This window comes from Telluria sp. ZB2R32, assembly GCF_059685715.1.
Genome location: NZ_JCASIG010000002.1, coordinates 54,072 through 78,930 on the forward strand (window position 1 = coordinate 54,072; position 24,859 = coordinate 78,930).

Here is a 24,859-nt window from a genome sequence, read left to right on the forward strand (position 1 = left end):
GCCGGGCTACTCTAGGCCTGATCGAACGCCAGCCCCAGTATCCGGTCGAACGCATCGCACGCCCCCGCACAGGCATCGGCTACCTGCGCCTCATCCTGCACCTGCTCGCGCAGCGCCAGCATGAAGGCGCGCCAGCGCGGGCCGGGGCCGCCTTCGCCGGCGCCGCGCAGGTAGCGCAGCGGGTGCGGCGCCAGTTGGTCGGCGAGGCGTTTATGGAGCACCGCGCCGCCCAGTTGCGAGCCTTCGACGACGTAGGCGACGCCCCAGCGGTAGGCGGCGCTGGCGGCCGTCGGCCAGGGTGCGGCGTCAAGCTGCGGCGCGCGTGCGAAGGCGGCCAGGGATGGCTCGGCCAGGTCGGCCTCGATCAGTTCCAGGTGCGGGGCGGCGGCGATGCCGGCCGGGCCTTGCGGGCCGTCGCTGTAGCCCTGCTGCCAGGCGGTGAGCGGGATCAGCCAGGCGCGCAGCAGTTGCAGGTGCCGGGCGTAGTCGGCCAGGGTGGCGTCGGGCCGCGATAACGGCAAGCCGCTGTCGAGGCGTTCGTGGCGCGAAGCCGTGGCTTGGCGCAGCGCGGCCAGGACGTCGGACTCGCGTGCGGTGTCGGTGGAACGGTTCATGAAGGGGATCAGATGCGGCCAGATACGCCAAATCCGCATCTTACCACCCGCCCGATCAGTCCGTGATCGGCTCCGGATACGCGACCGAGACGATTTCGAGCTCCTCGCTGCCCTGCGGCGTTTCCAGGGTAGCAACGTCGCCTTCGCGGCACTTGGTCAGCGCGCGCGCCACCGGCGACACCCAGCTGATGCGTCCGCGCAACGGGTCGAGCTCGTCGATGCCGACGATGGTAACGGTGTGCTCGTCGCCCGCCTTGTTGACGTAGGTAACGGTGGCGCCGAAAAAGACCTGGTCATTGCCGTGGTGCACGCTGGGGTCGACGATGAAGGCCGAGTCCATGCGCTTGGTAAGAAAACGGATGCGGCGGTCGATTTCGCGCAGGCGGCGCTTGCCGTAGATGTAGTCGCCGTTTTCCGAGCGGTCGCCGTTGGAGGCGGCCCAGTGCACGATGCGCACCACTTCCGGACGGTCGACGTCGATCAGCTGCAACAGCTCGTCCTTGATGGCTTTATAGCCGCCAGGGGTGATGTAGTTCTTGGCGCCGGCGGGAATTGCCTGCGCCAGGGCGATGGCGTCTTCATCGCCGTCGTCGTTGTCGGACTCTTTTACGAATGCCTTGTTCATTCGTCCATTGTAGCGCCAGATCGAAAGCGCTGAAGGACAGTAGCGCAGCACGCCGCAACCCGGCTCAGCGTCGCCTAAGGATCGGCGCCGCGAATGCCGTATCATGCGCAAAATGACAAGCCCACATCCGACCCGCGGTCTGCTGCTGGCGCCACTCGTGAACCTGGTGGCGCTGTTGCTGCTGGCCGAGCAATGGTTGTGGGCGGCCGGCAGCCGCTGCGCCGGCGCGCTGGCCGCCTGGCCGCCGCTGCGCGCGCTCGAGAACGGCATCCGGCGGCTGCCGCCGTGGGCCGCGCTGCTGGCCTTTGCCCTGCCCGGCCTGCTGCTGTTGCCGGTCAAATTGCTGGCGCTGCTGGCGATCGCCCACGGCCACGCGGTTACCGGCTTGCTGGTGTTCATCCTCGCCAAGGTCGGCGGGGCGATGGTGGTGGCGCGCATCTATCTGCTGACCCTGCCGTCCTTGCTGGCGCTGGTCTGGTTTGCGCGGTGGCACAATCGCTTCATGATCTTCAAGGACCAGCTCATTGCCCGCTTCCGGGCCAGCCCGATGTACAGCAGCGCGCGCCGCTCGCTGTCGACGCTGCGCCGCACCCTGCGCCGGCTGCGCTATCAACTGAAGCCCTCGGTGCCCTTCGGCAGCCGCCATGCCACGCGCAGCGCGCGCGCCCTGCGCCGCTTCGTCTCGCTCTGGCGCCGGCGCCGCAAACCGGGGAGCGACGAACCATGACGCCCGACACCGCTGCCCTGCCCGCGCCGATGCACGCGGCCCCGGCCGAAGTCTTCCTGATCGATCCCGCCACGCTGGCCCTGGTCGACGTCAACCCGAGCGCACGCGCCAATCTCGGCTACAACGCCGCCGCCTTGGTAGCCATGCGCGCGCCCGACATCGCCCCCAGCCTGGACGAGGCTACGCTGAGCGCGCTGGTAGCCAGCCTGGACGCCGACATCACCGAACAGCGCTGCCTGCGCACCGAACTGCGCCGCGCCGACGGCAGCAGCTATCCCGTCAAGCTGACTTTTCTGCGTACGCGCCAGGATGGGCGCGCGCTGCTGCTGGCGGTTGGCGACGACCTGTCGCTGGAACTGGCCGCGTCGACCGCGCTGGCCCAGTACCAATCGCGCTTCAATGCGATCGTCAACCACACGCCGGGCCTGGTCTACCAGTTCGTGCTCGACGCCGACGGGCGCCACAGCTACCCCTACCTGAGCGACGGCTGCGCGCCCTTGCTTGGGGTAGCGCCGGACGAACTGCAGCGCGACCCCGACCTGTTCCTGCGCCTGCTGCTGCCGGAAGACCGCAAGGGCTACCTGGAAGCGATGGCGGTCTCGAAGATTGCGCTCTCGGGCTGGAACTGGGAAGGCAGGATCTGGATCGACGCCTGGAAAGACGTCAAGTGGATCAACCTGCGGGCCACCCCACATGCCGGCCCCGCGGGTGCTGTGCAGTGGGACGGCATCATGACCAACATCACCGACAGCAAGATCGAACAGCAGGATGCGCTGCGTTCGCGCGCGCGGCTGGCCGAACTGACCGACCACATCGAGCAGGTGAAGGAACAGGAACGGGCGCGCATCGCCCGCGAGATCCACGACGACCTGGGCGGCAACCTCACCGCCATCAAGATGGCGCTGTCGATGCTCGCAAGCCGCCTGCCGCCCGAGCAGCCGGCCCTGCTGGAAAAGGCGAGCTACCTCGACGACCTGGTCGACCGCACCATCGATGCCGTGCACCGCATCTCGCTCGACCTGCGACCCTCGACGCTCGACCTCGGGATCGTCGCCGCGCTCGAATGGCAGGCGCGCGAATTCGAAAAGGGGTCCGGCATCGCCTGCGTCTTCCGCAGCGCCGAGCGCGAGATCGAACTGGACCCGGACCATGCGGCGGCGCTGTTCCGCGTGTTCCAGGAAGCGCTGACGAATGTCGCGAAGCACGCCGGCGCCACCCGCGTCACGGTGACGCTGCGGCGCCAGCGCCAGCGCCAGCACCTGACCCTGGCCATTTGCGACAACGGCCGCGGCATCGCCCCGGCCGACCGCCTGAAGCCGGCTTCGTTCGGCCTGCGCGGCATGAGCGAACGGGCGCGCGCGCTGGGCGGCACATTGACCTTGTCGGCGGCGCCCGGAGGTGGCACGATGGTGACGATCAAGATCAGGCTGGCGCCGTTGACAGCTGCGCGTAGTGAAAATACATAGGGAACAATGACCGACAAAGCCACCATCCGCGTATTCATCGCCGACGACCATGCCATCGTGCGCGAGGGTTTGAAACAGATCCTGGCCGAGCAGCGCGACATCGTCGTCGCCGGCGAAGCCGAGAACGGGCTGGACGCCATCAAGCTGTTCCGCAAATCGCGCTGCCACGTGATGCTGCTCGATATCTCGATGCCGGACCGTAACGGTATCGAGGTGCTGAAACAGATCAAGCAGGAACGGCCCGACCTGGCCGTGCTGATGCTGTCGATGCACCGCGAAGACCAGTACGCGATCCGCGCCTTGAAAGCGGGCGCCGCCGGCTATCTGACCAAGCAGAGCGCGCCGCGCGAACTGGTCACCGCCATCCGCCAGGTCGCCGGCGGCCAGAAATACGTCAGCGCGACGCTGGCCCAGGCGCTGGCGAGCCAGGTCGGCACGGACCACGACGCGCCGCCGCACGACGCCTTGTCCGACCGCGAATTCCAGACGCTGACCATGATCGCCTCGGGCAAGACGGTGAGCGAAATCGCGCGCGAATTGTCGCTGTCGGTCAAGACCGTCAGCGAATACCGCGCCCGCCTGCTGGCGAAAATGAACCTCAAGACGAGTGCGGAACTGACCCACTACGCGATCCGCAACCAGCTGGTGGAGTAATCAGCTCATCCATTACCCCTAAGTAAAAGACTTTTCCGCCTCTAATCGAGCGATGACGGAATGAAAAGGTGCTTATCATTGCGAGATAGTAAATACGTGCCGTCGCATCATGCCTAACCCTCCCGTCCCGCCCGCCCAGAACCCCGTCGCGCAGAACCCTGTTGAAATCGCCAGGGAAGCCTTCCGGCGCCTGGCCACGCGCCGCATCGCGCCGACGCCCGACGCCTACCGCGATATCTACGACGAGATCGCCGGCGTTCCGAAGCCGGCGGCCGCGCCCGCCCCGGCCGCGGTCGAACTCGTCCTCGGCGACTTCGCCACCCAGCTGACCGATACCCCGGGCGAGCTGGCCGAATACGGCCGCCGCCTGAACCGTGCCGTCAAGGCGCGCGACTGGGACGGCTACGCGCGCGCCCTGTCGCAACTGGTCGAAAAACACTTGCGGCGCGGCATTCCGCCGGGCGTCACCTACGGCATGGAAAGCAACGACACCAAGCTGCTGCGCGACCTGCTCAGCCGCACGCTGGCCTTTGCGCTGGCCTCGCTGCTGCCGGCCAGCCCGACGCTGGCGAGCGAAGCCGAGTCGCTGGGCGCGGCGGTGAAGGTCGCACATGGCGAAGCGGCGCTGCAGGAAATCGCCGCGCGCCTGAAGGAACTGTGTTTCCAGATCGAGCTGCACAGCGGCGACGCCGGCGAACAGCAGGAACTGCTGCTGCGCCTGTTCAAGCTGCTGCTGGAAAACGTCAGCGAACTGCTCGAGGACGACAGCTGGATGCGCGGCCAGATCGACGCCGTGCAGGAACTCATCGCCGGCCCGATCGATACGCGCGCGCTGGAAGACGTCACGCGCAGCCTGAAGGACGTGATCTACAAGCAGGGCCAGCTGAAGCACGGCCTGTCGGACGTCAAGGCCACCGTCAAGAACATGATGATGACCTTCATCGACCGTCTCGGTTCGTTGGCGGCCTCGACCGGCGACTACCACGACAAGCTGGGCGGCTTTTCGGAGCGCATCCGCCATGCCGCCGACGTCACCGAACTGAACGGCGTGCTCGACGAAGTGCTGCGCGAGACGAAACAGGCGCAAGCTGAGGCGCTGGCCTCGCGCGACCGCATGCTGGCCGCCCACCGCGACGTGCAGGAAGCGGAAAACCGCATCCGCGAACTGGAAGCGAAGCTCCAGCACATGAGCGAACTGGTGCGCGAAGACCAGCTGACCGGCACCCTCAACCGGCGCGGCCTGGACGACGTGTTCGAGCGCGAAAGCGCGCGCGCCGACCGCCGCAACACGCCGCTGTGCGTGGCCCTGCTCGACCTCGACAATTTCAAGAAGCTCAACGATACCTATGGCCACCTGGCCGGCGACAATGCGCTACGCCACCTGGCCAAGGTGGTGAAGTCGACGCTGCGCTCGATCGACGTGATCGCCCGCTTCGGCGGCGAGGAATTCATGATCATGCTGCCGGAAACCCCGGTCGAGGCGGCGGTGCTGACCATGACCCGCCTGCAGCGCGAGCTGACCAAGCATTTCTTCATGCACGATAACGAGAAGCTGCTGATCACCTTCTCGGCCGGGGTGGCCTTGCGCCTGCCCAACGAAGACCAGGCGACGCTGCTGGAGCGCGTGGACCGGGCCATGTACCAGGCCAAGCAGAGCGGCAAGAACCGGGTCGTCGTCGCGGAATAACGCTTGCACCCATCAAAAAAAATGCCCGCATCCGCGGGCATTCTTCATTCGACCGATTAAAACTCAATACCCCGCATTTGCCGCCAGCGCCGCCAGCTGCTGCGTCATGTAGCTGCTCATGCTCTGCATGTTCACCATCGAGGTGTCGAGCGCGGTGAACTGGGCGCGGTAGCGCTTTTCGGTCTGGGCCAGTTGCAGCTCCATCCGGTCCTGGCTCTTGCCGAGGCCCTGGATCGTCGCGTTCAGGCCGTCGGTGCGGGTTTTAAAGACGCCTTTCGAGCCCAGCATCTCTTCGGTGACCTTGGCCAGGCGCGTGCCGACGCCGTCTTCCGCCGAGAACAGGCTCGAGACGCCCTCGAAATTGGTTTCCAGCGCGCTTTTCAGCTTGTCCGGCTTTTCCAGCTTGAGGGTGCCGTCGCGCTGGAAGGCGATGCCGATGTCCGACAGCGTCTTGAGGCCGCTGGCGCCGCCGACCGCCTTGCCCAGTTCGGCGCGGATGCCGGTGAGGATCGAGCGCGCACCGGCGTCGCCGTTCAGGACGGCCGCGCTCTTGGTGGTGGCGTTGTAGGCGGTCTGCTTGTTCACCGCGGTGGCCAGCGTGTTGTAGGCGTCGACGAAGGCGTTGATGCTGGCGGTGACGGCCGTGTTGTCCTTCGCCAGGCTGATCTTGACCGGGCTGCCGACGTTGGTCTGGGCCAGGTTCAGGGTCACGCCCTTGATGGCGTCGGTGACGGTGTTCGACGGTTTCGAGACGGCGATGCCGTCGATCGTCATTTCGGCGTTCTGCGCGGTTTGCGACTTGGTCATGGTGCTGCCGGCGCCGGTGGCGAACTGCGCCAGGCTGCCGGTGGCGGCAATGCTGACGCTGTTGGCGGTGCCGGTATCGTTGCCGGTGATGACCAGGCGGTCGCTGGTGCCGTCGTTGAGCACGGTGGCGGTGACGCCGGCATTGGCCTTGTTGATCGCGCTCGACAGGCTGGCCAGCGAGCCGTCGGTGAGCGTCAGGTTGGTGGTCTTGCCGCCGATCGAAATCGCCATCGAACTACCGGCGGCGCTGAAGGTGGTACCAGGGGCGACGCCGCCGGACACCAGCTTGTCGCTCTGCGCCAGCTTGCTCACTTCGATGGCATAGGTGCCGGCGGCGGCGCCGCTGCCCTTGACGGTGGAGACGCCGATCGTGTCGGTCTTGCTGGAAGTGGCCGTCAGGGCCGCCAGGGAATCGCCCGCGACGTTCTTGACCGCGGTCTGGAAGGTCGAGACGGCGCTTTTCAGGGTGCCGAAGGCGGACAGCTTGGAGTTGAAACTCGATTGCTTCGACTGCAGGTTGGCGAGCGGTTGCCGCTCGATCGACATCAGCGACGAGACGAGGCCGTCGACGTCCAGTCCGGATAACATGCCAGCAGCACTGATTGCCATCTGATTCTCCCTTCAAGTAGGCCGGGCGCTTACGCCTCAGGCCGTGTCGCGCAACATCACGCCTTGCATCTGCTCGATCGAGCGCCACAATTTCAGCGCCTCGACCGTCGGAATCTGGCGCAGCACCTTGTCGGTCTGGGTATCGACCACCTTGACCACGGTGCGGCCGGTATCTTCGTCGACCGAAAAACGCACGCCCTGCGCGGCGGCCTGGGCTACCTTGTTGAGGTCGGCCACGGCGTTGCTCAGTTCGGCGTGCCGGGGTTCCCGCTCAGGCGCCGTGGCAGGGACAGCGGCCGGGGTGGCGACTGCGCCCGTTTTCGCGGTGCCATCGACAGATGGCCGTGCGCCGTTGCCGGCGACGGCCATTGGGATTCCAGCGTTTAACGGTTGCAACATTGCGCCTCCTCAAGAACGACTATGCGGGGCTCAGCCCCGCATAGCAAGTTCGTCATCCGATTCAACGATTATACCGTTGGCTCAATCGTTGACTTCAAGCTTCGTCGATTAACCGCGCAGCAGCGACATCACGCTGTTCGGGGCCGAGTTGGCCTGGGCCAGCATCGCGGTACCGGCCTGCTGCAGGATCTGCGAGCGGCTCAGCTTGCTGGTTTCGGCAGCGTAGTCGGTGTCGGTGATGCGGCTCTTCGCGGCCGACTGGTTCTCGATCGAGGTTGCCAGGTTGCTGATGGCGTAGCCCATGCGGTTCTGGGCGGTACCCAGCGACGAACGCTCGGTGTTGAGCGACTTCAGGGCGTTGTCGATGGCGCTGATGGCAGCCGATGCGCTGGTCACGTCGGTGACGACGATCGCGCTTTCCGACAGGCCGGCGTAGGCGGTGTTGGCGCCGAAGCTGACGGTGATCTTCTGGCCCGAATCGGCGCCGACCTGGATGTCTTTCGAGACGGCGGTTGCGGTCAGCAGCGCGGTGCCGTTGAACTTGGTGTCCGAAGCGATACGGCCGATTTCGGTGTTCAGCGCTTTCATTTCGGTGTCGATGTTCGACCATTCCGACGAACCGTTGGTGGCGTTGGCGCCCTGGACCGCCAGTTCACGCATACGCTGCAGTGCGTCCGAGATGTTCGACAGCGCGCCGTCGGCGGTCTGGATCATCGAGATGCCGTCGTTGGCGTTACGCGATGCCTGCGACATGCCGCGGATCTGGGCGTCCATCTTGGTGGCGATCGACATGCCGGCGGCATCGTCCTTGGCGCTGTTCACGCGCAGGCCCGACGACAGGCGCTGCATCGAGGTCGACAGTTCGTTGTTCGACTTGGTCAGGTTACGTTGTGCGTTCAGCGAGGACAGGTTGGTATTGATGGTCGACATGGTTATTCTCCAGTGGGCAGTTCAGTTTTGGTGCTGCTATCAGGGTTCGGTTGGTTTCTTGCGTGGCGTTTTCCGCTCGCTTGAATCCTTTAACGGAGGCCTCTGCAAAACCTTGAGGAAATTTTTAAAAAAATGTTTGTGAGCAACTTTGCATTGAGGCGTTTTACTGTCCTGCCCTGCCTGCAACAAGGACGTCAACGGCAGCGCCAGCGGAATATTTAGCCGTTGTTTCCCCTTTTATTCATTGCTTCAATTCAAGACCCCCGGAGCTACACTGCTGGCCTACCAGCATGCGGATCGTCCGCATTGCGTCGTTCTACCAGCGAAAGCCGCGCCATGAAGAAAAAGCAAACTCCCGCAGACCGCCTGTTCGCCACCGGCCTGGCCGCGCACCAGAAAGGGCAATTCGATGCCGCCTTCACCAGCTACGAGGCCGCCCTGCAGCGCGATGCGCGCCACTTCGATACGCTGCACCACATCGGCATCCTCGGCTACCAGAACGGCGACCATGCGCTGGCCCTGCAGTTCATGAGCGAGGCGATCAGCGTCGATCCTGGGGTGTCTTCCGTGTACAGCAACCTCGGCAACATTTTCAAGGCGATCGGCGAGCACGAATCGGCCCTGCAGAGCTATGGCCAGGCGCTGGCGCTGTCGCCGGGCAATGTCGACGCCCTGTACAACCGCGGCAACGTGCTCGAGCGCCTCAAGCGCTACGAGGAAGCGCTGGCCAGCTACCGGCGTGCGCTCGAACTGGCGCCGCGCGACGTCGCCGCCTGCAACAATTGCGCGGCCGTGCTGCTGCACCTGAAGCGTCATGAAGAAGCGCTGGAGCACGTCGAACGCGCACTCAAGCTCGACCCCAACCACGCCGAAGCCTTGAACAATCGCGGCAACATCCTGATCGCCGCTGCACGCCACGACGAAGCGCTGGCGGCGTATGACCTGGCCTGCGCGCGCCATCCCGGCCATCTCGATGCCAAAGTGAACCGCGCCAAGGCGCTGCGCATGCTCGGCCGCCTCGACGAGGCGCTGGCCGACTACGACACCATCCTCGCGCAGGAACCGCAAGCGGCCGAGGCTTGGCACGGCCGCGCCAACGTGCTGCGCCACCTGCGCCGCCGCGCCGATGCGCTCGAGGACTACCAGCGCGCCGTCACCATCGATGCGCAGTCGGCGGTGTTTCGCGTCAGCCTGGGCCACCTCCTGATCGAACTGGGCCGGCTCGACGGCGCCCTCAAATGCTTCGACGTCGCGCTCGTGCTCGACCCGACCTTCACCGCGGCCCTGAACGGACGCGGCATCGTCCTGCAGCGCCTGCGCCGCCTCGACGACGCGATGGCCTGCTTCGCGCGCGCGGTCGAGATCGATCCGGAGTTCATGGACGGCATGCTGAATCATGCCAACGTGCTGCAGGACATGGGCCGCAGCGAGGAGGCGCTGGCCGCCTACGACGTGGTGCTGGCGCGCAGCGGCGACAGTGCCGCGACCTGGAACAACCGCGGCAACGCCTACGAGGCAATGCGCCGCTACGAGGAGGCACTGGCCTGCTTCGACAAGGCCATCGCCATCCTGCCGAACTACGCCCCGCCGCACTGGAACCGCGCCCTGCTCAACCTGCAATACGGTAATTTGCTGGAAGGCTGGCGCGGCTACGAATGGCGCTGGAATAACGAAGTGCTGAGTTGCTACGCCGAAAAGCGTACCTCTCCGGAACCGGTGTGGGACGGTAGCGCCCCGCTCGCCGGCAAGACCATCCTGCTGTACGCCGAGCAGGGGCTGGGCGACACGCTGCAGTTCTGCCGCTATGCGCCGCTGGTGAAAGCGCGCGGCGCGCACGTCGTGATGGAAGTACAGGCGCCGCTGCGCGGCCTGCTCGCCGGCCTGGAGGGCGTCGACCAGGTGGTGGCCAAGGGCGAGCCGCTGCCGCCGGTCGACTTCCAGTGTTCGCTGATGTCGCTGCCGCTCGCGTTCGGCACCGAACTCGATTCGATCCCGGCGGTCGCGCGCTACCTGCAAGCCGATGGCGAGCGCCGCGCGGCGTGGGAAGCGCGCCTCGGCCCCCGCCGGCGTCCGCGCGTCGGCCTGGTCTGGAGCGGCAACGCCCAGCATGCCAACGACCACAACCGCAGCCTGCCCTTCGCCCAGTTGGCGCACCTGTTCGACCTCGATTGCCAGTTCGTCTCGCTGCAGAAGGAATACCGCGACGCCGACCGCGCGGCGCTGGCTGCGTCTCCCGTGCTGCGCATGGATGCGCACCTGAACGATTTCGCCGACACCGCCGTCCTGGCCGACCTGATGGATGTTGTGATCGCGGTCGACACCAGCGTCGCCCACCTGGCCGGCGCGCTCGGCAAGCCGCTGTGGGTGCTGCTGCCGCAGGTGGCCGACTGGCGCTGGCTGACCGAGCGCACCGACTCGCCGTGGTACCCGGCTGCACGCCTGTTCCGCCAGGAGCGCAAGGGCGGCTGGGATGGCGTGATCGATGCCGTGCGCGGCGAACTGGCTGCCCTGCGCCTGGGGTAACGAACCGGCCTCGGCCGTAGCCGATTTCACAATTGTGCGGTAATTGCAAATTAGCGCCCGTTCTGGCGTAATGCAGGCTGGATCACGAACCCAACCGTATCGTCAAGATGCGGGTCGCCCAGTACATGATGACACCACCCATCCCGGTAGACGAGGCGCGGCGCCTGGCCGCGCTGCATGCGACAAACCTGTTCGGCACCGGTCCCGAAGAAGCCTTCGACCGCATCACGCGCATGGCGGCCAAGCTGCTCAAGGTGCCGACCGCGCTGATCTCGCTGGTCGGCAGCGACACCCAGTGGTTCAAATCGCGCTGCGGCTTCGCCGCGCAATACACCTCGCGCGACGTCTCCTTCTGCGGCCATGCGATCCTCACCGACCAGGCGATGGTGATCGAAGACGCCACGCGCGATCCGCGCTTTGCCGACAACCCGATCGTTACTGGCGAGCCGCATGTGCGCTTCTATGCCGGGGTGCAGCTGTATTCGGTCGAGCGGGCCAAGCTGGGCACCCTGTGCATCATCGACAGCGAGCCACGCACACTCGATGCGGCGGCGCTCGACGAACTGCACGACCTGGCGCGCATGGTCGAGGAACTGATCTACCACCGCCAGCTGGCGATCGCCTCGCAGCGCCTGCACGACGGGATCCAGCAGAACGTCTCGGGCGCCCAGCTGGCCGACGCCGCCGGCCAGGTCGAATTCCTGCTCACGCACGACACACTGACCGGCCTGGCCAACCGCCAGGCCCTGCTCGGCGCGATCCACGACAGCGTGGCCGGCTGGCGCCGCCGCGCCGCGCCGGCCGCGGTGGCCTGCCTGAACATCGACCGCTTCAAGCGCATCAACGATGCCTTTGGCCACGCCGCCGGCGACGAAGTGCTGGTGGCCGTCACCCGCTGCCTGCAGGCCGGACTCGACCCGCAAGACTTGCTGGCGCGCATTGGCAGCGACGAATTCGTGCTGCTCCTGAACCACCCCGGCGATGGGGGTGCGGTGCAGGCGCGCCTGCGCCGGCTGATGGACAGCGTCAACGGCAGCGTCTCGTGGGCGGGCAAGGACATTGCGATCACTTGCAGCCTCGGCTTCGCCTGCTTCCCCGCCGATGGCGAGGATGCCGATACCCTGCTCAGCAACGCCGCCACGGCCATGCGCCACGCCAAGGAAACCGGCGGCGCGCGCCTGCAGCACTTCGCGCCCGCGCAGCGCCGCGAGATGGGACGCCGCCTGGCGCTCGAACACCAGCTGCACCGCGCGCTCGAACGCGAAGAGCTGTTCCTGCAATACCAGCCGAAGATCGACCTGCACAAGGGCAGCCTGGTCGGCTTCGAGGCGCTGCTGCGCTGGCGCCATCCGCAGTACGGCGTCGTTTCGCCGGAAGAATTCGTGCCGATCGCCGAGGAGACTGGCCTGATCGTCCCGATCGGCGACTGGATCGTGCGCAGCGCCGTGCACCAGATGGCGGCCTGGCATGGCGCCGGCCTGCCCGCCATTCCCGTGGCGGTGAACCTGTCGGCGCGCCAGTTCCTGCAAGGCGACGTGGTGGCCCTGGTCGAGGAACTGCTGCACGAGGCCGGCATTGCGCCGCACCTGCTGGAACTGGAACTGACCGAAAGCCTGTCGATGGCCGACCCGGAGCGCAGCCTGGCGCTCATGCACCGCCTGCGCGCATTGGGCGTCACGCTCAGCATCGACGACTTCGGCACCGGCTACTCGAGCTTCAGCTACCTCAAGCGCCTGCCGATCGACAAACTGAAAATCGACAAGTCGTTCGTCCACGACATGGTGCACAGCGCCGATGCGCGTGCCATCGTGCAGGCGATTGTCGCCATGGCGCACCGCATGGGGCTGCGGGTGGTGGCCGAAGGGGTCGAATCGGCCGAGCAGGCGATGGCGCTGCGCGACACCGGCTGCGATCAGGGACAGGGGTACTTTTATGCACGCCCGCTCGATGCCCATGAAGCGGGCGCCTTCCCGGCGTCCGGCGCTGGATCAAGCTGATGCCTGGTCACAACAGAAACAATTTCTCACAAATGTATGTCGCACGCGGCCCCAACATGGATATCATTGTGCTAACGCGACACGGAAGACGTATATGACGTTTGGCCGGCTGTCGACAGAGTCCCTTGGCTGAGCTTTATGATGCAACGAAGAACCGACGAGCAAACGGCGCTGACTGCCGAATACGCTCTTTACCTGGTGGACATCCGCGGGGTCGAGTTCGCCCTCAACTATCTCGACACCTGTAACGTGTCGCGCTCGATCCTGACGCGCGCGCTCGAATCGCCCGACTCGCGGCGCCATCACGAGCGCCGCAAGCAACCGCGCAACGACTGATTTTCTTCAAGCTGCGCGCCGGTCTTTGCCGGCGCCGCGCAAAACGCCTCTTCCTTCTCCGTGAATCGCCCGCCGGCTTTATCCCGATCCGTTATCGGCTTGATAAAGCCTGAAAAAGCCGGGTAATCATGCCTCTCAAGTCCGGTTAGAACCTGCCGTTAAGCAAGTAAACTACCCTCGCTGAAGAATGGCAGGCCGGCAGACAAACCGCCCCGACCAGTTGCAGCACGAACTTGGAGGAACGCCCAGCGGAGCGTTCCTCGCACAATGATGTATTGGAGAGCACGATGTTTGGATCGATGCAGCGCGGCGTGAATGCTTACGCCAAAGTAGGAATGGAAACCTCGGTGATTTCGGCTTCGCCCCATAAACTGATCGTTTTGCTGTATGACGGCGCCCTGACCGCCATCAAGAATGCGGCAAACCACATGGCGGCCGGCCACATCGCCGAGAAAGGCGCCGCGATTGCCAAGGCGCTCGATATCATCAACAACGGCCTGCGTGCCAGCCTCGACAAGAAGGCCGGCGGCGAAATTGCCAGCAACCTGGATTCTCTGTACGTGTACATGACCGAACGCCTGCTCACCGCCAGCCTGCAGAACAAGACCGCCCTGCTCGACGAAGTGCAAACCCTGCTGGTCGACCTGCGCGACGCCTGGAACCAGATCGGCGAAAAGCCGCTGCAGGCGCCTTCGCCAGCAACGATGCAGAATTATCCTGTCATGGCGAGCGCCTGATGATGACCGGCCAGGAAGTCGTGCTGGAATACACCGCGGTTGCCGACCTGACCGGCCAGATGCTGGCCGCCGCCGAAGCCGGCGACTGGGACCACCTGACGGTCCTCGAGCAAGCCTGCACGGCGCACGTGAACACCTTGAAATGCCAGGAAGCCGCGATCGAACTGACCGCCTCGCACCGCCAGACCAAGATCGACTGCATCCGCCGCATCCTGGCCGACGACCGCAAGATCCGCGACCTGACCATGCCGTGGATGGCGCAGCTGTCCGCCCTGATCAGCAATTCCGGCACCCAGCGCCGCCTTGCCACCGCCTACGGCAGCGTGTAATTAGTTAGTTTCGTATGGTCGAGCGCATTCCCGGTCCCGGCCTCAAGGGCCCGCTGCCGGTCCAGCCAGCTGCGCCGCTCGAACGCGCCGGCGACGCCCGCCTCGACGCCTTCCAGCGCACGCTTGCCACCATGCTCGGCAGCCAGGTACCGGTCTCGGTGCTGGCGCGCATGCAGGACGGCAGTTTCATGGTGCGCGTCGCCGATACCGCCGTGCGCATGGCGCTGCCGCCCGGTACCCAGCCCGGCGCGCAACTGAGCATGACCGTCCTCGCCGCCACGCCGCAGCCGACCTTCGGCCTCGGCGACGCCGCCCTGCAAGGCAAGCTGATGCCGCTGTCGGCGAACGCCGCCGCGCTGGCCGCCGGCGTCGCCGCTGCCACGACTCCCCTGTTCTCCTCCGACGCCCATGCCAACGCCGCCGACCTGAGTTCGGCCGCGCGCCTGCTGGGCCAGATCCTGAAAAGCGCCGCCGGCGCACCGCTGGCTTCCCTGCACGGGACGGCGCCGCTGGCGCCGGGAGGGGCGCCCGACCCGGCGCAGCTGGCCGGCCAGTTGCAGCAAGCCGTCGCCAAAAGCGGCCTGTTCTACGAGTCGCACCTGGCCCAGTGGGCCGACGGGCAGCGTCCGCTGACCGAACTGATGGCCGAGCCGCAGGCGCAGAAAGCGCCGGGCACGCCACCGACCGATCCGGCCACCGCCCAGCTGATCAACCAGCAGCTGGCGACCCAGGAATCCGGCCAGCTGGTGTGGCAGGGCCGGCTCGGGCCGGACCAGCCGCTGCGCTGGGAAGTGCGGCGCGAGGAAGACGGCGCATCCGGCCACCGCGATGCCGACGCTCCCGGCTGGCAGAGCAGCCTGCGCCTGCGCTTCCCCCTGCTGGGCGAGGTGGAAGCGAGCGTCAGCTTGCGCGGCACACAGCTGCACATCGAACTGCTGGCGGCGCCGGATGCCGCCGGACAGCTGCGCGCCGGCGCGCCGGGCCTGCAGGACGCGCTAGCCGCTAGCGGCAACGAACTGGCGGCCTTGCGCATCAACGAGCGCGAGCGTTCATGACCGAGTCTGCGCCCGGACGCCAGCAGCGCGCAGTCGCGCTGGCCTATGCGGCCGGCTCCGCCGCACCGACGGTCGTCGCCAAGGGCCGCGGCCTGGTGGCCGAGCAGATCATCGCGCGCGCGCAGGAGGCTGGCGTATTCGTCCACGAATCGAAGGAACTGGTGGCGCTGCTGATGGAAATCGACCTCGACGGCCAGATTCCGCCCGCCCTCTACCGCGCAATTGCGGAACTGTTAGCATGGCTATATCATATTGAGTCAGCGCAACAACTCGGCCGTCCGCTTTCTGGGTCGACTCCGCCTGACAGCGCTCTCCTGATTGATTTACCAGCAGGCTCACCTGCACACTCGGCGGAACAAGATGCAAGCAATGCATGATGCGGAACCGGAAAACTGGCACGACTACGAAGTGCAGTCGCGCCGCGAGATCGTGGCGCTGCTGCGCCAGATCGGCGAAAAGAAACAGCTGATCCGCATGAAGATCAAGGGCGAGGCCGACGTCTGCGTCACCTCGATCCTGGACGTCGATGCCGACGAAGGCATGTTCGTGCTCGACCGCTCGATCAACCGCGAACAGAACGAGCGCATCGTGCAGGCCAAAAGCGTGCTGTGCGAAACCTACCTCGACAAGATCCGCATCCTGTTCAGCGTCGGCGGCGTGCAGGACACCGAGCACCGCGGTTCTGGCGCCCTGGCCGCGGCGATTCCCGACTCGCTCATCCGCCTGCAGCGGCGCGAGTTCTACCGCATGCCGACGCCGCTGACCAATCCGGTGCCGGCCCTGATCCCGCTGCCGCCGGCCCTGGGCGGCGGCAACGCCAGCTTCCCGCTGGCCGACATCAGCTGCGGCGGCATTTCGCTGCTCGACAACAAACTGCAATTGAACTCGACGGTCGGCCAGACCTTCACCAATTGCCGCCTCGACCTGCCGGACATCGGCCAGGTCACGACCTCGCTGCAGGTACGCAACGCCCTCGACCTCACCATGCTCAACAACAAGCCGACGCGCCGCATCGGCTGCATGTTCGTCGACATCTCGCGCGCCAACATGGCGGCGGTGCAGCGCTACATTACCAGGCTCGAACGTGAACGCAATGCCAGGCTTGCCGGGCTTTCGTAGGGTGGGCACTCGTGCCCACGCGGTCACACACTCTACAAACCGGCCGCTCCTGCATTCTCGCCGCCGTCCGCGTCACGATTGATCCAACACATCCATAACCGCCTGGTGCCGCACTACGATGCCGCACCATGTCACGCTACCGCCGCCTTCTCACTGGCTCTACCTACTTCTTCACGGTCGTCGCGCACCGCCGGCGTCCGATCTTCTGCAATCCGTTAATCCGATCGAACCTCGCGCAAGCAATCCGCTTTGTCCGCGGCATCCGGCCTTTCGTGATCGATGCGTGGATCCTGCTACCGGATCACATGCATTGCATCTGGACTCTTCCGGAGGACGATGTCGATTATTCGACGCGCTGGGCGACCATCAAACGCTACGTGTCGAGCTACTCCGGGCAAGTACTGCACGATGATGCGATTTCTACACCATCACGTCGGAATCGACGCGAGTCGACCATCTGGCAGCGGCGCTTCTGGGAGCATCAGATTCGCGACGACGAGGATTTTGGACGGCACATGGATTACATCCATTTCAACCCGGTGAAACATGGATATGTCGAACAGGTCGTGGATTGGCCACATTCGACGTTTCATCGGTATGTGCTCGATGGGACGTATGCGCGGGATTGGGGTGGATCGGTTGAGATTGCGGGGATGTTGATCGAATAGGCGATTGTGGTGTGCATACGTAGGACCGCGTGGGCACAAGTGCCCACCCTACAAAAGCAAGCAACCGTTTCGGATGCGTTGACTACCCGGATCACACCTGCATATTCATGATTTCGTGATACGCCGACACCAGCTTGTTGCGTACCTGCACCGTCGCCTGGAAGGAGATGCTCGATTTTTGCATGGCGATCATGGTGTCGGACAGGCTGACGCTGTCGTCGCCCATGGCGAATTTCTGGCCGAGTTCTTCGGCGTGCTTCTGCGAGTTGCTGACCTGTTCGAGCGAATTCTTCAACGCGTCGGAGAAGCTGACCTTCGACGGGCCTTCGTTGACGGCGCCGCCGCCGATGCCGCCCAGGGCGCCGGGGCCGCCGGGGGCCAGCGAAGGCGCGGCCGGCTTGGTGGCGGCAGCCTTGAGCTGGGCCATCATCGCCTCGATGCGGCTGCTGTCGATACCGCCGATTCCGCCTATGCTCATGGGTTCTCCTGTTATGTTCGTGCGTGCCCCGGCAAGGTGTACCGGAGCGATGTCAGGCTTACAGGTTACCAGCGTGCGCGCAAGCTACTGGGTCGAGCAGGAGGGGAAAGCGGCCCCTATTCCCGCGTTTGAATGTTGCCGTATGGCTTCATAATTCGGCCCTGACCTCTTCTCTCTCCTGGACAAACATGGCCGCGACCGCCGACGACCTGCTCGACAATCCTGCTGCTCCACAACCGTTCCTGAAAACCCCGATGGGCCGCAACGTGCTCATCGGCGGTGGCGTGGCGGCCGTGCTGGCCGTTGTCGTGGCGATCTGGATGTGGAGCAGTACGCCGGATTACCGTGTGCTGTACGCCAACTACAGCGACAAGGATGGCGGCGCCCTCACCGCCGCGCTCGACCAGATGGGCGTGAAGTACAAATTTTCCGAAGGCGGCACCGCGATCCTGGTGCCGGCCGAGCAAGTGCCCGACCTGCGCCTGAAACTCGCGTCGCAGGGTCTGCCGAAAGGCGGCAACGTCGGCTTCGAGCTGATGGAAAACCAGAAGCTGGGCGTCTCCCAGTTCCTCGAGCAAGTCAATTACCAGCGTTCGCTCGAGGGCGAGCTGGCCCGTTCGATCCAGTCGCTCGGCTCGGTGGCCGGCGCGCGCGTGCACCTGGCGCTCCCGAAACCGTCGGTGTTCGTGCGCGACCAGCAAAAGCCGACCGCCTCGGTGCTGCTCAACCTGCAATCGGGCCGCGCGCTCGATCCGGGCCAGGTCAGCGCCATCGTGCACCTGGTGGCGTCGAGCATTCCAGAGCTCACCATCGGCAACGTCACCGTGGTCGACCAGAACGGCAACCTGCTGTCGGAACAGCCGAAGCAGAACGGGCTGAACAAGCAGCTCGACGCGACCCAGCTGAAGTATGTCGAGCAGGTGCAGCAGAACATCATCAAGCAGGTCGAGTCGCTGATCACCCCGATCGTCGGCAAGGGCAATGTGCGCGCCGAAGCGACCGCCGAAGTCGATTTCGCCCAGGTCGATACCGCCGCCGAGATGTACAAGCCGAATTCGCCGCCGGAACCGCAGGCGATCCGCAGCCAGCAGACCTCGGAGCAGCTAGGGGCCACGACCGGCCCGGCCAACGGCATCCCGGGCGCGCTGTCGAACCAGCCGCCGGGCGTGGCCACCGCCCCGCTCGATGGCGGCGCACCAGCCGCCGCGCCGCAAACGACCACCGGCCCGGCCAGCAAGAACGCGACGACCAACTATGAACTCGACAAGACGATCCGCTACGAGCAGCGTCCGATGGGCGGCATCAAGCGCCTGACGGTGGGCGTGGTCGTGAATTACCGCCGTTCGGTCGACCCGAACACCGGCAAGATCACGGTAAAACCGCTGGCCGCGGCCGAAGTCGCCCAGATCAACGAACTGGTCAAACAGGCGATGGGCTATTCGCAGGCGCGTGGCGACACCATGAACGTGGCGAATGCCCCGTTCGACGGCGTCGACCGCCCGGACGAGAACGGCCCCGACTGGTACAAGGACCCGGCAAACCTGCCGCTGGCCATGGAAGTCGGCAAGTACCTGTTGATCGCCGCCGTGATCGCTTTCCTCTACTTCCGCATCCTGCGCCCGCTGCTGCGCCCCGTGGTGCGCAAGTTCGACGAAGCGACCGCCGAGCCGGAAGAGGAAAAGAAGGACGAGGACGAAGAAGACGAAGATGCGATCGTCGCCCTCGACGGCAAGCCGGCACTGGGACCGGACGGCATGCCGCTCGAAGAGGAAGAAGCACCGCGGGAGCGCAGTTACCGCGCCAACCTGGCGATGGCAAAAGAGATGGCGAAGAATGATCCGCGCATCGTGGCAAACGTAATCAAGGCATGGGTGGGACAGGAATAATGAGCGACAAGGACAAGGACGGCATCACCAAAGCGGCAATCCTGATGCTCGCCATGGGCGAGGAAGAAGCGGCCGAAGTCATGAAATTCCTGGGCCCGCGCGAAGTGCTGAAGCTCGGCGCGGCGATGGCGGCAATGAAATCGGTGCAGCACGAGCAGGTGGTCAGCGTGCTCGAATCCTTCCGCGACGAAGCCGACGCCCACTCGACGGTCGGCCTCGATTCGGACGAATACATCCGCGAAGTGCTGACCAAGGCACTGGGCGACGACAAGGCCGCCGTGCTCTTGAACCGCATCCTGGGCGGCAAGGACGCCTCGGGCATCGAAAGCCTGAAGTGGATGGATGCGCAATCGGTGTCGGAACTGATCCGCAACGAGCACCCGCAGATCATCGCCACCATCCTGGTGCACCTCGAGCGCGACCAGGCCTGCGAGATCCTCAGCCATTTCTCGGACCGCCTGCGCAACGACGTCGTGCTGCGCATCGCCACGCTCGACGGCGTGCAGCCGGCCGCACTGCGCGAACTGAACGACGTGTTGACCAAGCTGCTGTCGGGTAACGAGCACATCAAGAAATCGTCGCTCGGCGGCGTGCGCACCGCGGCCGAGATCCTGAACTTCATGGCCGGCGAGCAGGAAAGCGCCGTCATGGAAAACATCAAGAACTACGACAACGACATGGCGCAGAAGATCATGGACGAGATGTTCGTGTTCGACAACATCATCGACATCGACGACCGCGGCATCCAGTTGCTGCTGCGCGAAGTGCAGTCGGACATGCTGATCATCGCGCTGAAAGGCGCTTCGCAGGACTTGCGTGAGAAAATCTTCCGCAACATGAGCCAGCGCGCCAGCGAAATGATGCGGGAAGACCTGGAATCGAAAGGTCCGGTACGCTTGTCGGAAGTGGAAGCGCAGCAGAAGCAGATTCTGCAAATCGTGCGCCGCCTCTCGGACGAAGGGCAGATCGTGTTGGGTGGCAAGGGCGACGATTCCTTCGTCTAACAGGTAGATTCACGGGCAAATTCGGCTACAGATGAGCAAAGACACGCAGGGCGCCTTCAAGCGCTGGGAAATGACCTCCTTCGGCGACGAACGGCCTAGTTCGCTGGCGGCGCGCATCCAGGCCGAAGAGCGGGCGGCCGCGATCAGTGCCGCCGCCGCGGCGGCGGCCACCGTGCCGGCAGCCCCGGCGGCGCCGGCGATGCAGTTCCCCACTGCGGCCGAACTCGAAGCGCTGCGCGAAGGCGCGCGCGCCGAGGGCTATGCCGAGGGCCTGGAAGAAGGCCGCGCCGCCGGCCGCGCTGAAGCCTACGAGGCCGGCCGCGCGGACGTGGCGGCCGAGATGGACACCTTGCGCGCCATGGCCGCCAGCTTCAGCGGCGCCGTCACCGCCGCCGACGAAACCATCGCCGCCGACGTGCTCGACCTCGCCCTGCACCTGGCGCGCTCGATGGTGCGCACCGCGTTCACGGTCCGTCCTGAACTGATCATCCCGATCGTGCGCGAAGCGATCGACTACCTGCCGGTGCTGCAGCAGCCGGCGATCCTGGCGCTGAACCCGGACGACGTCGAGATCGTGCGCGCCGCCCTCTCCGACGAACTCGACAAGGGCGGCTGGCGCGTGGTGGCCGATCCGCAAATCGGCCGTGGCGGCTGCAAGGTCGATACCGCCAGCAACCAGATCGATGCCCAGGCTGCCGCGCGCTGGGAACGCCTGACGCATGCGCTGGGCAAGAACGTCGAATGGCTCGGCTGATGAGCGCCAACCTCGACCGCTCATTGGATCGCCACACGGCGCGCTGGAAGTCATATCTTTCCGACTGCGACTCGCTGCTGAATTTCGTCGAGCCGATGCAGGTCTCGGGCCGCGTCACGCGCGTGGCCGGCCTGGTGATGGAATGCGTCGGCTTGCGCCTGGCGGTCGGCAGCGCTTGCACCATCCCGCTGCCCAACGGCGCCCGCATCGAGGCCGAAGTCGTCGGCTTCGAGGGCGAGCGCCTGTTCCTGATGCCGCAATCCGACGTCGAGGGCGTGGTGCCCGGTTCGCGCGTGTTCCCGGTCGAAACCCCGGTGCCGCGCCCCGGCACCGTCAACCACCCACGGCGCCGTCCGAGCGACCGCGCACGCCACCTGCCGGTCGGCTGGAGCCTGCTCGGGCGCGTGGTCGACGGCGCCGGCCGTCCGCTCGACGGCAAGGGTCCGCTCGGCACCGACGAGGTCGCGCCGATCAATGCCCGTCCCGTCAATCCGCTGGATCGCGCGCCGATCAAGGACACGCTCGACGTCGGCGTACGCGCAATCAATTCGATGCTGACCGTCGGCCGCGGCCAGCGCCTGGGCCTGTTCGCCGGCACCGGCGTCGGCAAGTCGGTCTTGCTCGGCATGATCGCGCGCTACACGACCGCGGACGTGATCGTCGTCGGCCTGATCGGCGAACGCGGCCGCGAAGTGAAAGAATTCATCGAACAGATCCTGGGGCCGGAAGGCATGGCGCGCTCGGCCGTGGTGGCCGCACCCGCCGACAGCCCGCCGCTGATGCGCCTGCAGGGTGCGGCCTACGCCACCGCGATTGCCGAGCACTTCCGCGACCAGGGCAAGAGCGTGCTGCTGATCATGGATTCGCTGACGCGTTATGCGATGGCGCAGCGCGAAATCGCGCTGGCGATCGGCGAGCCGCCGGCAACCAAGGGCTATCCGCCTTCGGTGTTCGCCAAGCTGCCGGTGCTGGTCGAGCGTGCCGGCAACGGGCTCGAAGGCGGCGGTTCGATCACGGCGTTCTATACGGTGCTGTCGGAGGGCGACGATCAACAAGACCCGATCGCGGATGCCGCGCGCGGTATCCTGGATGGCCACATCGTCCTGAACCGCCACCTGGCCGAAGCCGGCCATTATCCGGCGATCGACATCGAACAATCGATCAGCCGCGCCATGCATGGCATCACCACGCACGAGCACCAGTTGGCCGCGCGCAAGCTGAAACAGTTGTATTCGCGCTACCAGCGTTCGCGCGACCTGATCAGCGTCGGCGCGTATGCCCCGGGCAGCGACCCGGTACTGGACCAGGCGATCGCCCTGAACACGCAGATCGAGGAATTCCTGTGCCAGGAAATTTTCGAAAACACGAATATGGGCCAGAGCTTGGGGCAATTGACCTCTCTGTTCAGCTGATCGGTTTGAGTTTGCCCTGGCTATACTTTCACCATGGCAAAGACTTCCGCTCTTGAAACACTGATCGAACTGGCGCAGCGCGATTCCGACGACGCCGCCAAGCGCCTCGGCGCGGCATTGAAAGATGTCGAGAATGCGCAACAGAAGCTGAACATGCTGCTCGGTTACCGCGACGATTACGCGAACCGCCTCGACCAGGCGCAGATGAACGGTATCACGCCCTTTGCCTACGCCAATTTCGTCGCCTTTGTCGGCAAGCTCGACAATGCGATCAATGGCCAGCAGGAAGTCGTCAAACACGCGAAATACAAGAGCGACCTTGAAAAAGCTACCTGGCAGGAAAGCGAACGCAAGCGGTTGTCCTACCGCACCCTGAACGACCGCGCCGCCGCCGAAGCCTTGAAAATCGAAAACAAGCGCGACCAGAAAATGATGGACGACCACGCGGCACGCACCGTCCGCACCAACCGCTAAAGCTACCATGCACACCAACTCCCTCCCGATCCAGTTCAACGCCCCCGCTGCCCCGGCGCCGAACCTGCGCACGACCACGCCGGGCAACAGCGAAGCAGTGAATTTCGGCGCGGCGCTGACCCGGCAAATCGAGCAGCGCCAGATGGAACAGCGCCAGGCGCAGGTGCGCCCGCAGGTGCAGGCCCAGCCAGCCATGCCGCAGCCCGCCATGCCGCAGCAGGCCGCCGCGCCCAAGCCGCAAGCCGCCGCCAAACCGGCGCCGAACGAAGCGAAGCCGGCCTCGCGCGAGATGGTCAAGCAGAGCGCGAAGGAAACCGAACACCCCCCTTCCACGTCCAAGGCCGACGCCGCGGGCGGCGCCGACAAGACGGCTGCAACAGGCAAAGGGGAAGGCGAAGACACCGAAACGTCGCCGGACGCCAGGGCCGCCGACGCCGTCGTCGACATGCTGGCGCTGGTGGCCAGTTTTAATCAGGTGCAGCAGGCCGCCGCGCCGGTGACGCCGGTTGCGACACAGGTTGCGGCGGCGCAGCCTGACGACCTGCTGGCGCAGGGCGGCGGCAAGGACACCGGGGTGTTGACGGGCGACGCCCTGGCCGCAGCGACCGATGGGCAGCAGGACAAGGCCACGCCGGGCATCGACCTGCGCGCACTCGACATGGGCAAGGCCGGCGAGAACGGCAAGCTGCCGACGGAACACGCCGATTTCGCCTCCGCCTTGCGCGACAGTGCAGCGCACGCCGCCAGCACGAAGGAACCCGCACCGGCCGAGGCCTTGACCAGCCTGACGGCCCAGGCCACCGCCCTGCAGACCGCGCAGGCGGCCGGCAGCGCACCGACCGACCGCCTGAGCGCGCGCGTCGGCACCCCGGCCTGGGACAACCAGGTCGGCCAGAAAGTGATCTGGATGGTCGGCGGCGAAGACCAGAGCGCCACGCTCGAGCTGAACCCGCCCGACCTCGGTCCGGTGCAGGTGGTGCTGAACGTGTCGAACGACCTCGCCAGCGTGACCTTCTCGTCGCAGCAGCTGGAAGTGCGCCAGGCACTGGAAAACGCCCTGCCGCGCCTGCGCGAGATGATGAACGAGAGCGGCATCGCGCTTGGTAACGCGACCGTGAACGCCGGCGCCGAGGGACGCCAGGGCCAGGATGGGCAGGGTTCGGGCCGTCCGGGTGGTCGTGGCGGCGACGGGAATGGCGGCGATGGCAGCGTGGCGGAAGTGGCGCCGCGTCAGGGGTCGCGCATTATCGGCGGGGCCGGGGCAGTGGATACCTTCGCCTAACATTAAGGATTTCCGTCTACGGCCGCCATTGTGCGGCCGTTTTTATTGGCGTTGTAGGGTGGGCGGCTCGTAAGTCAGGCCACTGGCCTGACTTACCCCACGCGGTGATAGTTAGCAGAAAGATCATCCGGAACGATATCGGAGCCATCAGCGATCACCGCGTGGACGGGAAACCCGTCCACGCTACGACGTTGTATTGAGGGCGGCCATATACGCGAACTCAGCACCCTGGGCTCGAGAGCCCAGGCGACGAGATGGAGGAAACCTCAATGTGAAGCCCCTTCTCC

Annotated in this window: 25 protein-coding genes; 19 read left to right on the forward strand and 6 right to left on the reverse strand. The window is 65.6% G+C overall.

Annotated elements, in window-relative coordinates:
• Nucleotides 1–11 precede the first annotated feature (11 nt).
• Together AC56LG_RS05235 and greB are read right to left on the reverse strand one after the other, a co-directional pair.
• Nucleotides 12–614 carry a biliverdin-producing heme oxygenase gene (locus AC56LG_RS05235; protein WP_497165069.1) on the reverse strand — a complete coding sequence of 201 codons (603 nt, stop codon included), beginning with the start codon at nucleotides 612–614 and terminating at the stop codon, nucleotides 12–14.
• A gap of 55 nt (nucleotides 615–669) precedes the next feature.
• Nucleotides 670–1,239 (reverse strand): transcription elongation factor GreB, encoded by a 570-nt coding sequence (gene greB / locus AC56LG_RS05240; protein WP_497165070.1) that lies wholly within the window; start codon nucleotides 1,237–1,239, stop codon nucleotides 670–672.
• A 112-nt stretch (nucleotides 1,240–1,351) separates the two neighbouring features.
• Here greB and AC56LG_RS05245 point away from each other — a divergent pair, with 112 nt between their 5' ends.
• The 4 genes from AC56LG_RS05245 (at nucleotide 1,352) to AC56LG_RS05260 (ending at nucleotide 5,773) form a co-directional block, all read left to right on the forward strand.
• Nucleotides 1,352–1,966: a hypothetical protein gene (locus AC56LG_RS05245; RefSeq protein ID WP_497165071.1), complete on the forward strand. Its 615-nt coding sequence runs from the start codon at nucleotides 1,352–1,354 to the stop codon at nucleotides 1,964–1,966.
• A complete protein-coding gene (locus tag AC56LG_RS05250) occupies nucleotides 1,963–3,432 on the forward strand; it encodes a PAS domain-containing sensor histidine kinase (protein ID WP_497165072.1) in 1,470 nt (489 codons plus the stop codon). Before AC56LG_RS05245 ends, AC56LG_RS05250 begins: the two co-directional genes overlap by 4 nt.
• Nucleotides 3,433–3,438: 6 nt before the next feature.
• Nucleotides 3,439–4,086, forward strand: a complete 648-nt coding sequence (locus AC56LG_RS05255) for a response regulator (RefSeq protein WP_497165073.1) — start codon at nucleotides 3,439–3,441, stop codon at nucleotides 4,084–4,086.
• Between the two features lie 109 nt (nucleotides 4,087–4,195).
• Entirely contained in the window at nucleotides 4,196–5,773 is a 1,578-nt protein-coding gene (locus AC56LG_RS05260) for a GGDEF domain-containing protein (protein WP_497165074.1), read from the forward strand.
• Nucleotides 5,774–5,836: 63 nt separating this feature from the next.
• Here the strand turns inward: AC56LG_RS05260 and fliD are convergent, their stop codons facing one another.
• The 3 genes from fliD to AC56LG_RS05275 all read right to left on the reverse strand — a co-directional run bounded on the left by fliD (nucleotide 5,837) and on the right by AC56LG_RS05275 (nucleotide 8,518).
• Nucleotides 5,837–7,189, reverse strand: a complete 1,353-nt coding sequence (gene fliD / locus AC56LG_RS05265; RefSeq protein WP_497165075.1) for a flagellar filament capping protein FliD — start codon at nucleotides 7,187–7,189, stop codon at nucleotides 5,837–5,839.
• Nucleotides 7,190–7,225: 36 nt separating this feature from the next.
• Entirely contained in the window at nucleotides 7,226–7,558 is a 333-nt protein-coding gene (locus AC56LG_RS05270; RefSeq protein WP_497165076.1) for a flagellar protein FlaG, read from the reverse strand.
• Between the two features lie 138 nt (nucleotides 7,559–7,696).
• Complete coding sequence (locus tag AC56LG_RS05275; protein ID WP_497165077.1) at nucleotides 7,697–8,518, reverse strand: flagellin N-terminal helical domain-containing protein; 822 nt, start codon at nucleotides 8,516–8,518, stop codon at nucleotides 7,697–7,699.
• Nucleotides 8,519–8,854: 336 nt separating this feature from the next.
• Here AC56LG_RS05275 and AC56LG_RS05280 point away from each other — a divergent pair, with 336 nt between their 5' ends.
• The 9 genes from AC56LG_RS05280 to AC56LG_RS05320 all read left to right on the forward strand — a co-directional run bounded on the left by AC56LG_RS05280 (nucleotide 8,855) and on the right by AC56LG_RS05320 (nucleotide 17,282).
• Nucleotides 8,855–11,041, forward strand: a complete 2,187-nt coding sequence (locus AC56LG_RS05280; protein WP_497165078.1) for a tetratricopeptide repeat protein — start codon at nucleotides 8,855–8,857, stop codon at nucleotides 11,039–11,041.
• Nucleotides 11,042–11,166: 125 nt separating this feature from the next.
• Complete coding sequence (locus AC56LG_RS05285) at nucleotides 11,167–13,038, forward strand: putative bifunctional diguanylate cyclase/phosphodiesterase (RefSeq protein WP_497165079.1); 1,872 nt, start codon at nucleotides 11,167–11,169, stop codon at nucleotides 13,036–13,038.
• 138 nt (nucleotides 13,039–13,176) lie between these two features.
• Nucleotides 13,177–13,374, forward strand: a complete 198-nt coding sequence (locus tag AC56LG_RS05290; RefSeq protein WP_192051601.1) for a hypothetical protein — start codon at nucleotides 13,177–13,179, stop codon at nucleotides 13,372–13,374.
• Between the two features lie 287 nt (nucleotides 13,375–13,661).
• Nucleotides 13,662–14,111 carry a flagellar export chaperone FliS gene (gene fliS / locus AC56LG_RS05295; RefSeq protein WP_497165080.1) on the forward strand — a complete coding sequence of 150 codons (450 nt, stop codon included), beginning with the start codon at nucleotides 13,662–13,664 and terminating at the stop codon, nucleotides 14,109–14,111.
• Nucleotides 14,111–14,440: a flagellar protein FliT gene (locus AC56LG_RS05300; RefSeq protein ID WP_497165081.1), complete on the forward strand. Its 330-nt coding sequence runs from the start codon at nucleotides 14,111–14,113 to the stop codon at nucleotides 14,438–14,440. Before fliS ends, AC56LG_RS05300 begins: the two co-directional genes overlap by 1 nt.
• A gap of 14 nt (nucleotides 14,441–14,454) precedes the next feature.
• Nucleotides 14,455–15,495: a flagellar hook-length control protein FliK gene (gene fliK, locus AC56LG_RS05305; RefSeq protein ID WP_497165082.1), complete on the forward strand. Its 1,041-nt coding sequence runs from the start codon at nucleotides 14,455–14,457 to the stop codon at nucleotides 15,493–15,495.
• Nucleotides 15,492–15,872, forward strand: coding sequence for an EscU/YscU/HrcU family type III secretion system export apparatus switch protein (locus tag AC56LG_RS05310; protein WP_497165083.1), 381 nt, complete (start codon nucleotides 15,492–15,494; stop codon nucleotides 15,870–15,872). Before fliK ends, AC56LG_RS05310 begins: the two co-directional genes overlap by 4 nt.
• On the forward strand, nucleotides 15,865–16,614 hold the full coding sequence (locus AC56LG_RS05315) for a flagellar brake protein (RefSeq protein WP_497165815.1): 750 nt from the start codon (nucleotides 15,865–15,867) through the stop codon (nucleotides 16,612–16,614). Before AC56LG_RS05310 ends, AC56LG_RS05315 begins: the two co-directional genes overlap by 8 nt.
• A gap of 128 nt (nucleotides 16,615–16,742) precedes the next feature.
• A complete protein-coding gene (locus AC56LG_RS05320) occupies nucleotides 16,743–17,282 on the forward strand; it encodes an REP-associated tyrosine transposase (RefSeq protein ID WP_497165084.1) in 540 nt (179 codons plus the stop codon).
• A gap of 91 nt (nucleotides 17,283–17,373) precedes the next feature.
• Here the strand turns inward: AC56LG_RS05320 and fliE are convergent, their stop codons facing one another.
• Nucleotides 17,374–17,760, reverse strand: coding sequence for a flagellar hook-basal body complex protein FliE (gene fliE / locus AC56LG_RS05325; protein WP_497165085.1), 387 nt, complete (start codon nucleotides 17,758–17,760; stop codon nucleotides 17,374–17,376).
• Between the two features lie 188 nt (nucleotides 17,761–17,948).
• On the opposite strand from fliE, the gene fliF reads away from it, so the two are divergent.
• The 6 genes from fliF to AC56LG_RS05355 are packed head-to-tail and all read left to right on the forward strand — an operon-like array spanning nucleotide 17,949 to nucleotide 24,572.
• Complete coding sequence (fliF, locus tag AC56LG_RS05330; protein WP_497165086.1) at nucleotides 17,949–19,646, forward strand: flagellar basal-body MS-ring/collar protein FliF; 1,698 nt, start codon at nucleotides 17,949–17,951, stop codon at nucleotides 19,644–19,646.
• Nucleotides 19,646–20,650 carry a flagellar motor switch protein FliG gene (gene fliG / locus AC56LG_RS05335; protein WP_497165087.1) on the forward strand — a complete coding sequence of 335 codons (1,005 nt, stop codon included), beginning with the start codon at nucleotides 19,646–19,648 and terminating at the stop codon, nucleotides 20,648–20,650. Before fliF ends, fliG begins: the two co-directional genes overlap by 1 nt.
• Nucleotides 20,651–20,681: 31 nt before the next feature.
• Entirely contained in the window at nucleotides 20,682–21,404 is a 723-nt protein-coding gene (locus AC56LG_RS05340) for a flagellar assembly protein FliH (RefSeq protein ID WP_497165088.1), read from the forward strand.
• Nucleotides 21,392–22,816: a flagellar protein export ATPase FliI gene (fliI, locus tag AC56LG_RS05345; protein WP_497165089.1), complete on the forward strand. Its 1,425-nt coding sequence runs from the start codon at nucleotides 21,392–21,394 to the stop codon at nucleotides 22,814–22,816. Before AC56LG_RS05340 ends, fliI begins: the two co-directional genes overlap by 13 nt.
• A gap of 33 nt (nucleotides 22,817–22,849) precedes the next feature.
• Nucleotides 22,850–23,290, forward strand: coding sequence for a flagellar export protein FliJ (fliJ, locus tag AC56LG_RS05350; RefSeq protein WP_497165090.1), 441 nt, complete (start codon nucleotides 22,850–22,852; stop codon nucleotides 23,288–23,290).
• Nucleotides 23,291–23,297: 7 nt separating this feature from the next.
• Nucleotides 23,298–24,572 (forward strand): flagellar hook-length control protein FliK, encoded by a 1,275-nt coding sequence (locus AC56LG_RS05355; RefSeq protein WP_497165091.1) that lies wholly within the window; start codon nucleotides 23,298–23,300, stop codon nucleotides 24,570–24,572.
• The last annotated feature ends 287 nt before the right edge of the window (nucleotides 24,573–24,859 follow it).

Excerpts from the sequence above, each read along its gene's own strand:
- AC56LG_RS05235 (WP_497165069.1), bottom strand. The coding sequence starts at position 614 with ATGAACCGTTCCACCGACACCGCACGCGAGTCCGACGTCCTGGCCGCG.
- greB (WP_497165070.1), bottom strand. The coding sequence starts at position 1,239 with ATGAACAAGGCATTCGTAAAAGAGTCCGACAACGACGACGGCGATGAA.
- AC56LG_RS05245 (WP_497165071.1), top strand. The coding sequence starts at position 1,352 with ATGACAAGCCCACATCCGACCCGCGGTCTGCTGCTGGCGCCACTCGTG.
- AC56LG_RS05250 (WP_497165072.1), top strand. The coding sequence starts at position 1,963 with ATGACGCCCGACACCGCTGCCCTGCCCGCGCCGATGCACGCGGCCCCG.
- AC56LG_RS05255 (WP_497165073.1), top strand. The coding sequence starts at position 3,439 with ATGACCGACAAAGCCACCATCCGCGTATTCATCGCCGACGACCATGCC.
- AC56LG_RS05260 (WP_497165074.1), top strand. The coding sequence starts at position 4,196 with ATGCCTAACCCTCCCGTCCCGCCCGCCCAGAACCCCGTCGCGCAGAAC.
- fliD (WP_497165075.1), bottom strand. The coding sequence starts at position 7,189 with ATGGCAATCAGTGCTGCTGGCATGTTATCCGGACTGGACGTCGACGGC.
- AC56LG_RS05270 (WP_497165076.1), bottom strand. The coding sequence starts at position 7,558 with ATGGCCGTCGCCGGCAACGGCGCACGGCCATCTGTCGATGGCACCGCG.
- AC56LG_RS05275 (WP_497165077.1), bottom strand. The coding sequence starts at position 8,518 with ATGTCGACCATCAATACCAACCTGTCCTCGCTGAACGCACAACGTAAC.
- AC56LG_RS05280 (WP_497165078.1), top strand. The coding sequence starts at position 8,855 with ATGAAGAAAAAGCAAACTCCCGCAGACCGCCTGTTCGCCACCGGCCTG.
- AC56LG_RS05285 (WP_497165079.1), top strand. The coding sequence starts at position 11,167 with ATGATGACACCACCCATCCCGGTAGACGAGGCGCGGCGCCTGGCCGCG.
- AC56LG_RS05290 (WP_192051601.1), top strand. The coding sequence starts at position 13,177 with ATGATGCAACGAAGAACCGACGAGCAAACGGCGCTGACTGCCGAATAC.
- fliS (WP_497165080.1), top strand. The coding sequence starts at position 13,662 with ATGTTTGGATCGATGCAGCGCGGCGTGAATGCTTACGCCAAAGTAGGA.
- AC56LG_RS05300 (WP_497165081.1), top strand. The coding sequence starts at position 14,111 with ATGATGACCGGCCAGGAAGTCGTGCTGGAATACACCGCGGTTGCCGAC.
- fliK (WP_497165082.1), top strand. The coding sequence starts at position 14,455 with ATGGTCGAGCGCATTCCCGGTCCCGGCCTCAAGGGCCCGCTGCCGGTC.
- AC56LG_RS05310 (WP_497165083.1), top strand. The coding sequence starts at position 15,492 with ATGACCGAGTCTGCGCCCGGACGCCAGCAGCGCGCAGTCGCGCTGGCC.
- AC56LG_RS05315 (WP_497165815.1), top strand. The coding sequence starts at position 15,865 with ATGCATGATGCGGAACCGGAAAACTGGCACGACTACGAAGTGCAGTCG.
- AC56LG_RS05320 (WP_497165084.1), top strand. The coding sequence starts at position 16,743 with ATGTCACGCTACCGCCGCCTTCTCACTGGCTCTACCTACTTCTTCACG.
- fliE (WP_497165085.1), bottom strand. The coding sequence starts at position 17,760 with ATGAGCATAGGCGGAATCGGCGGTATCGACAGCAGCCGCATCGAGGCG.
- fliF (WP_497165086.1), top strand. The coding sequence starts at position 17,949 with ATGGCCGCGACCGCCGACGACCTGCTCGACAATCCTGCTGCTCCACAA.
- fliG (WP_497165087.1), top strand. The coding sequence starts at position 19,646 with ATGAGCGACAAGGACAAGGACGGCATCACCAAAGCGGCAATCCTGATG.
- AC56LG_RS05340 (WP_497165088.1), top strand. The coding sequence starts at position 20,682 with ATGAGCAAAGACACGCAGGGCGCCTTCAAGCGCTGGGAAATGACCTCC.
- fliI (WP_497165089.1), top strand. The coding sequence starts at position 21,392 with ATGGCTCGGCTGATGAGCGCCAACCTCGACCGCTCATTGGATCGCCAC.
- fliJ (WP_497165090.1), top strand. The coding sequence starts at position 22,850 with ATGGCAAAGACTTCCGCTCTTGAAACACTGATCGAACTGGCGCAGCGC.
- AC56LG_RS05355 (WP_497165091.1), top strand. The coding sequence starts at position 23,298 with ATGCACACCAACTCCCTCCCGATCCAGTTCAACGCCCCCGCTGCCCCG.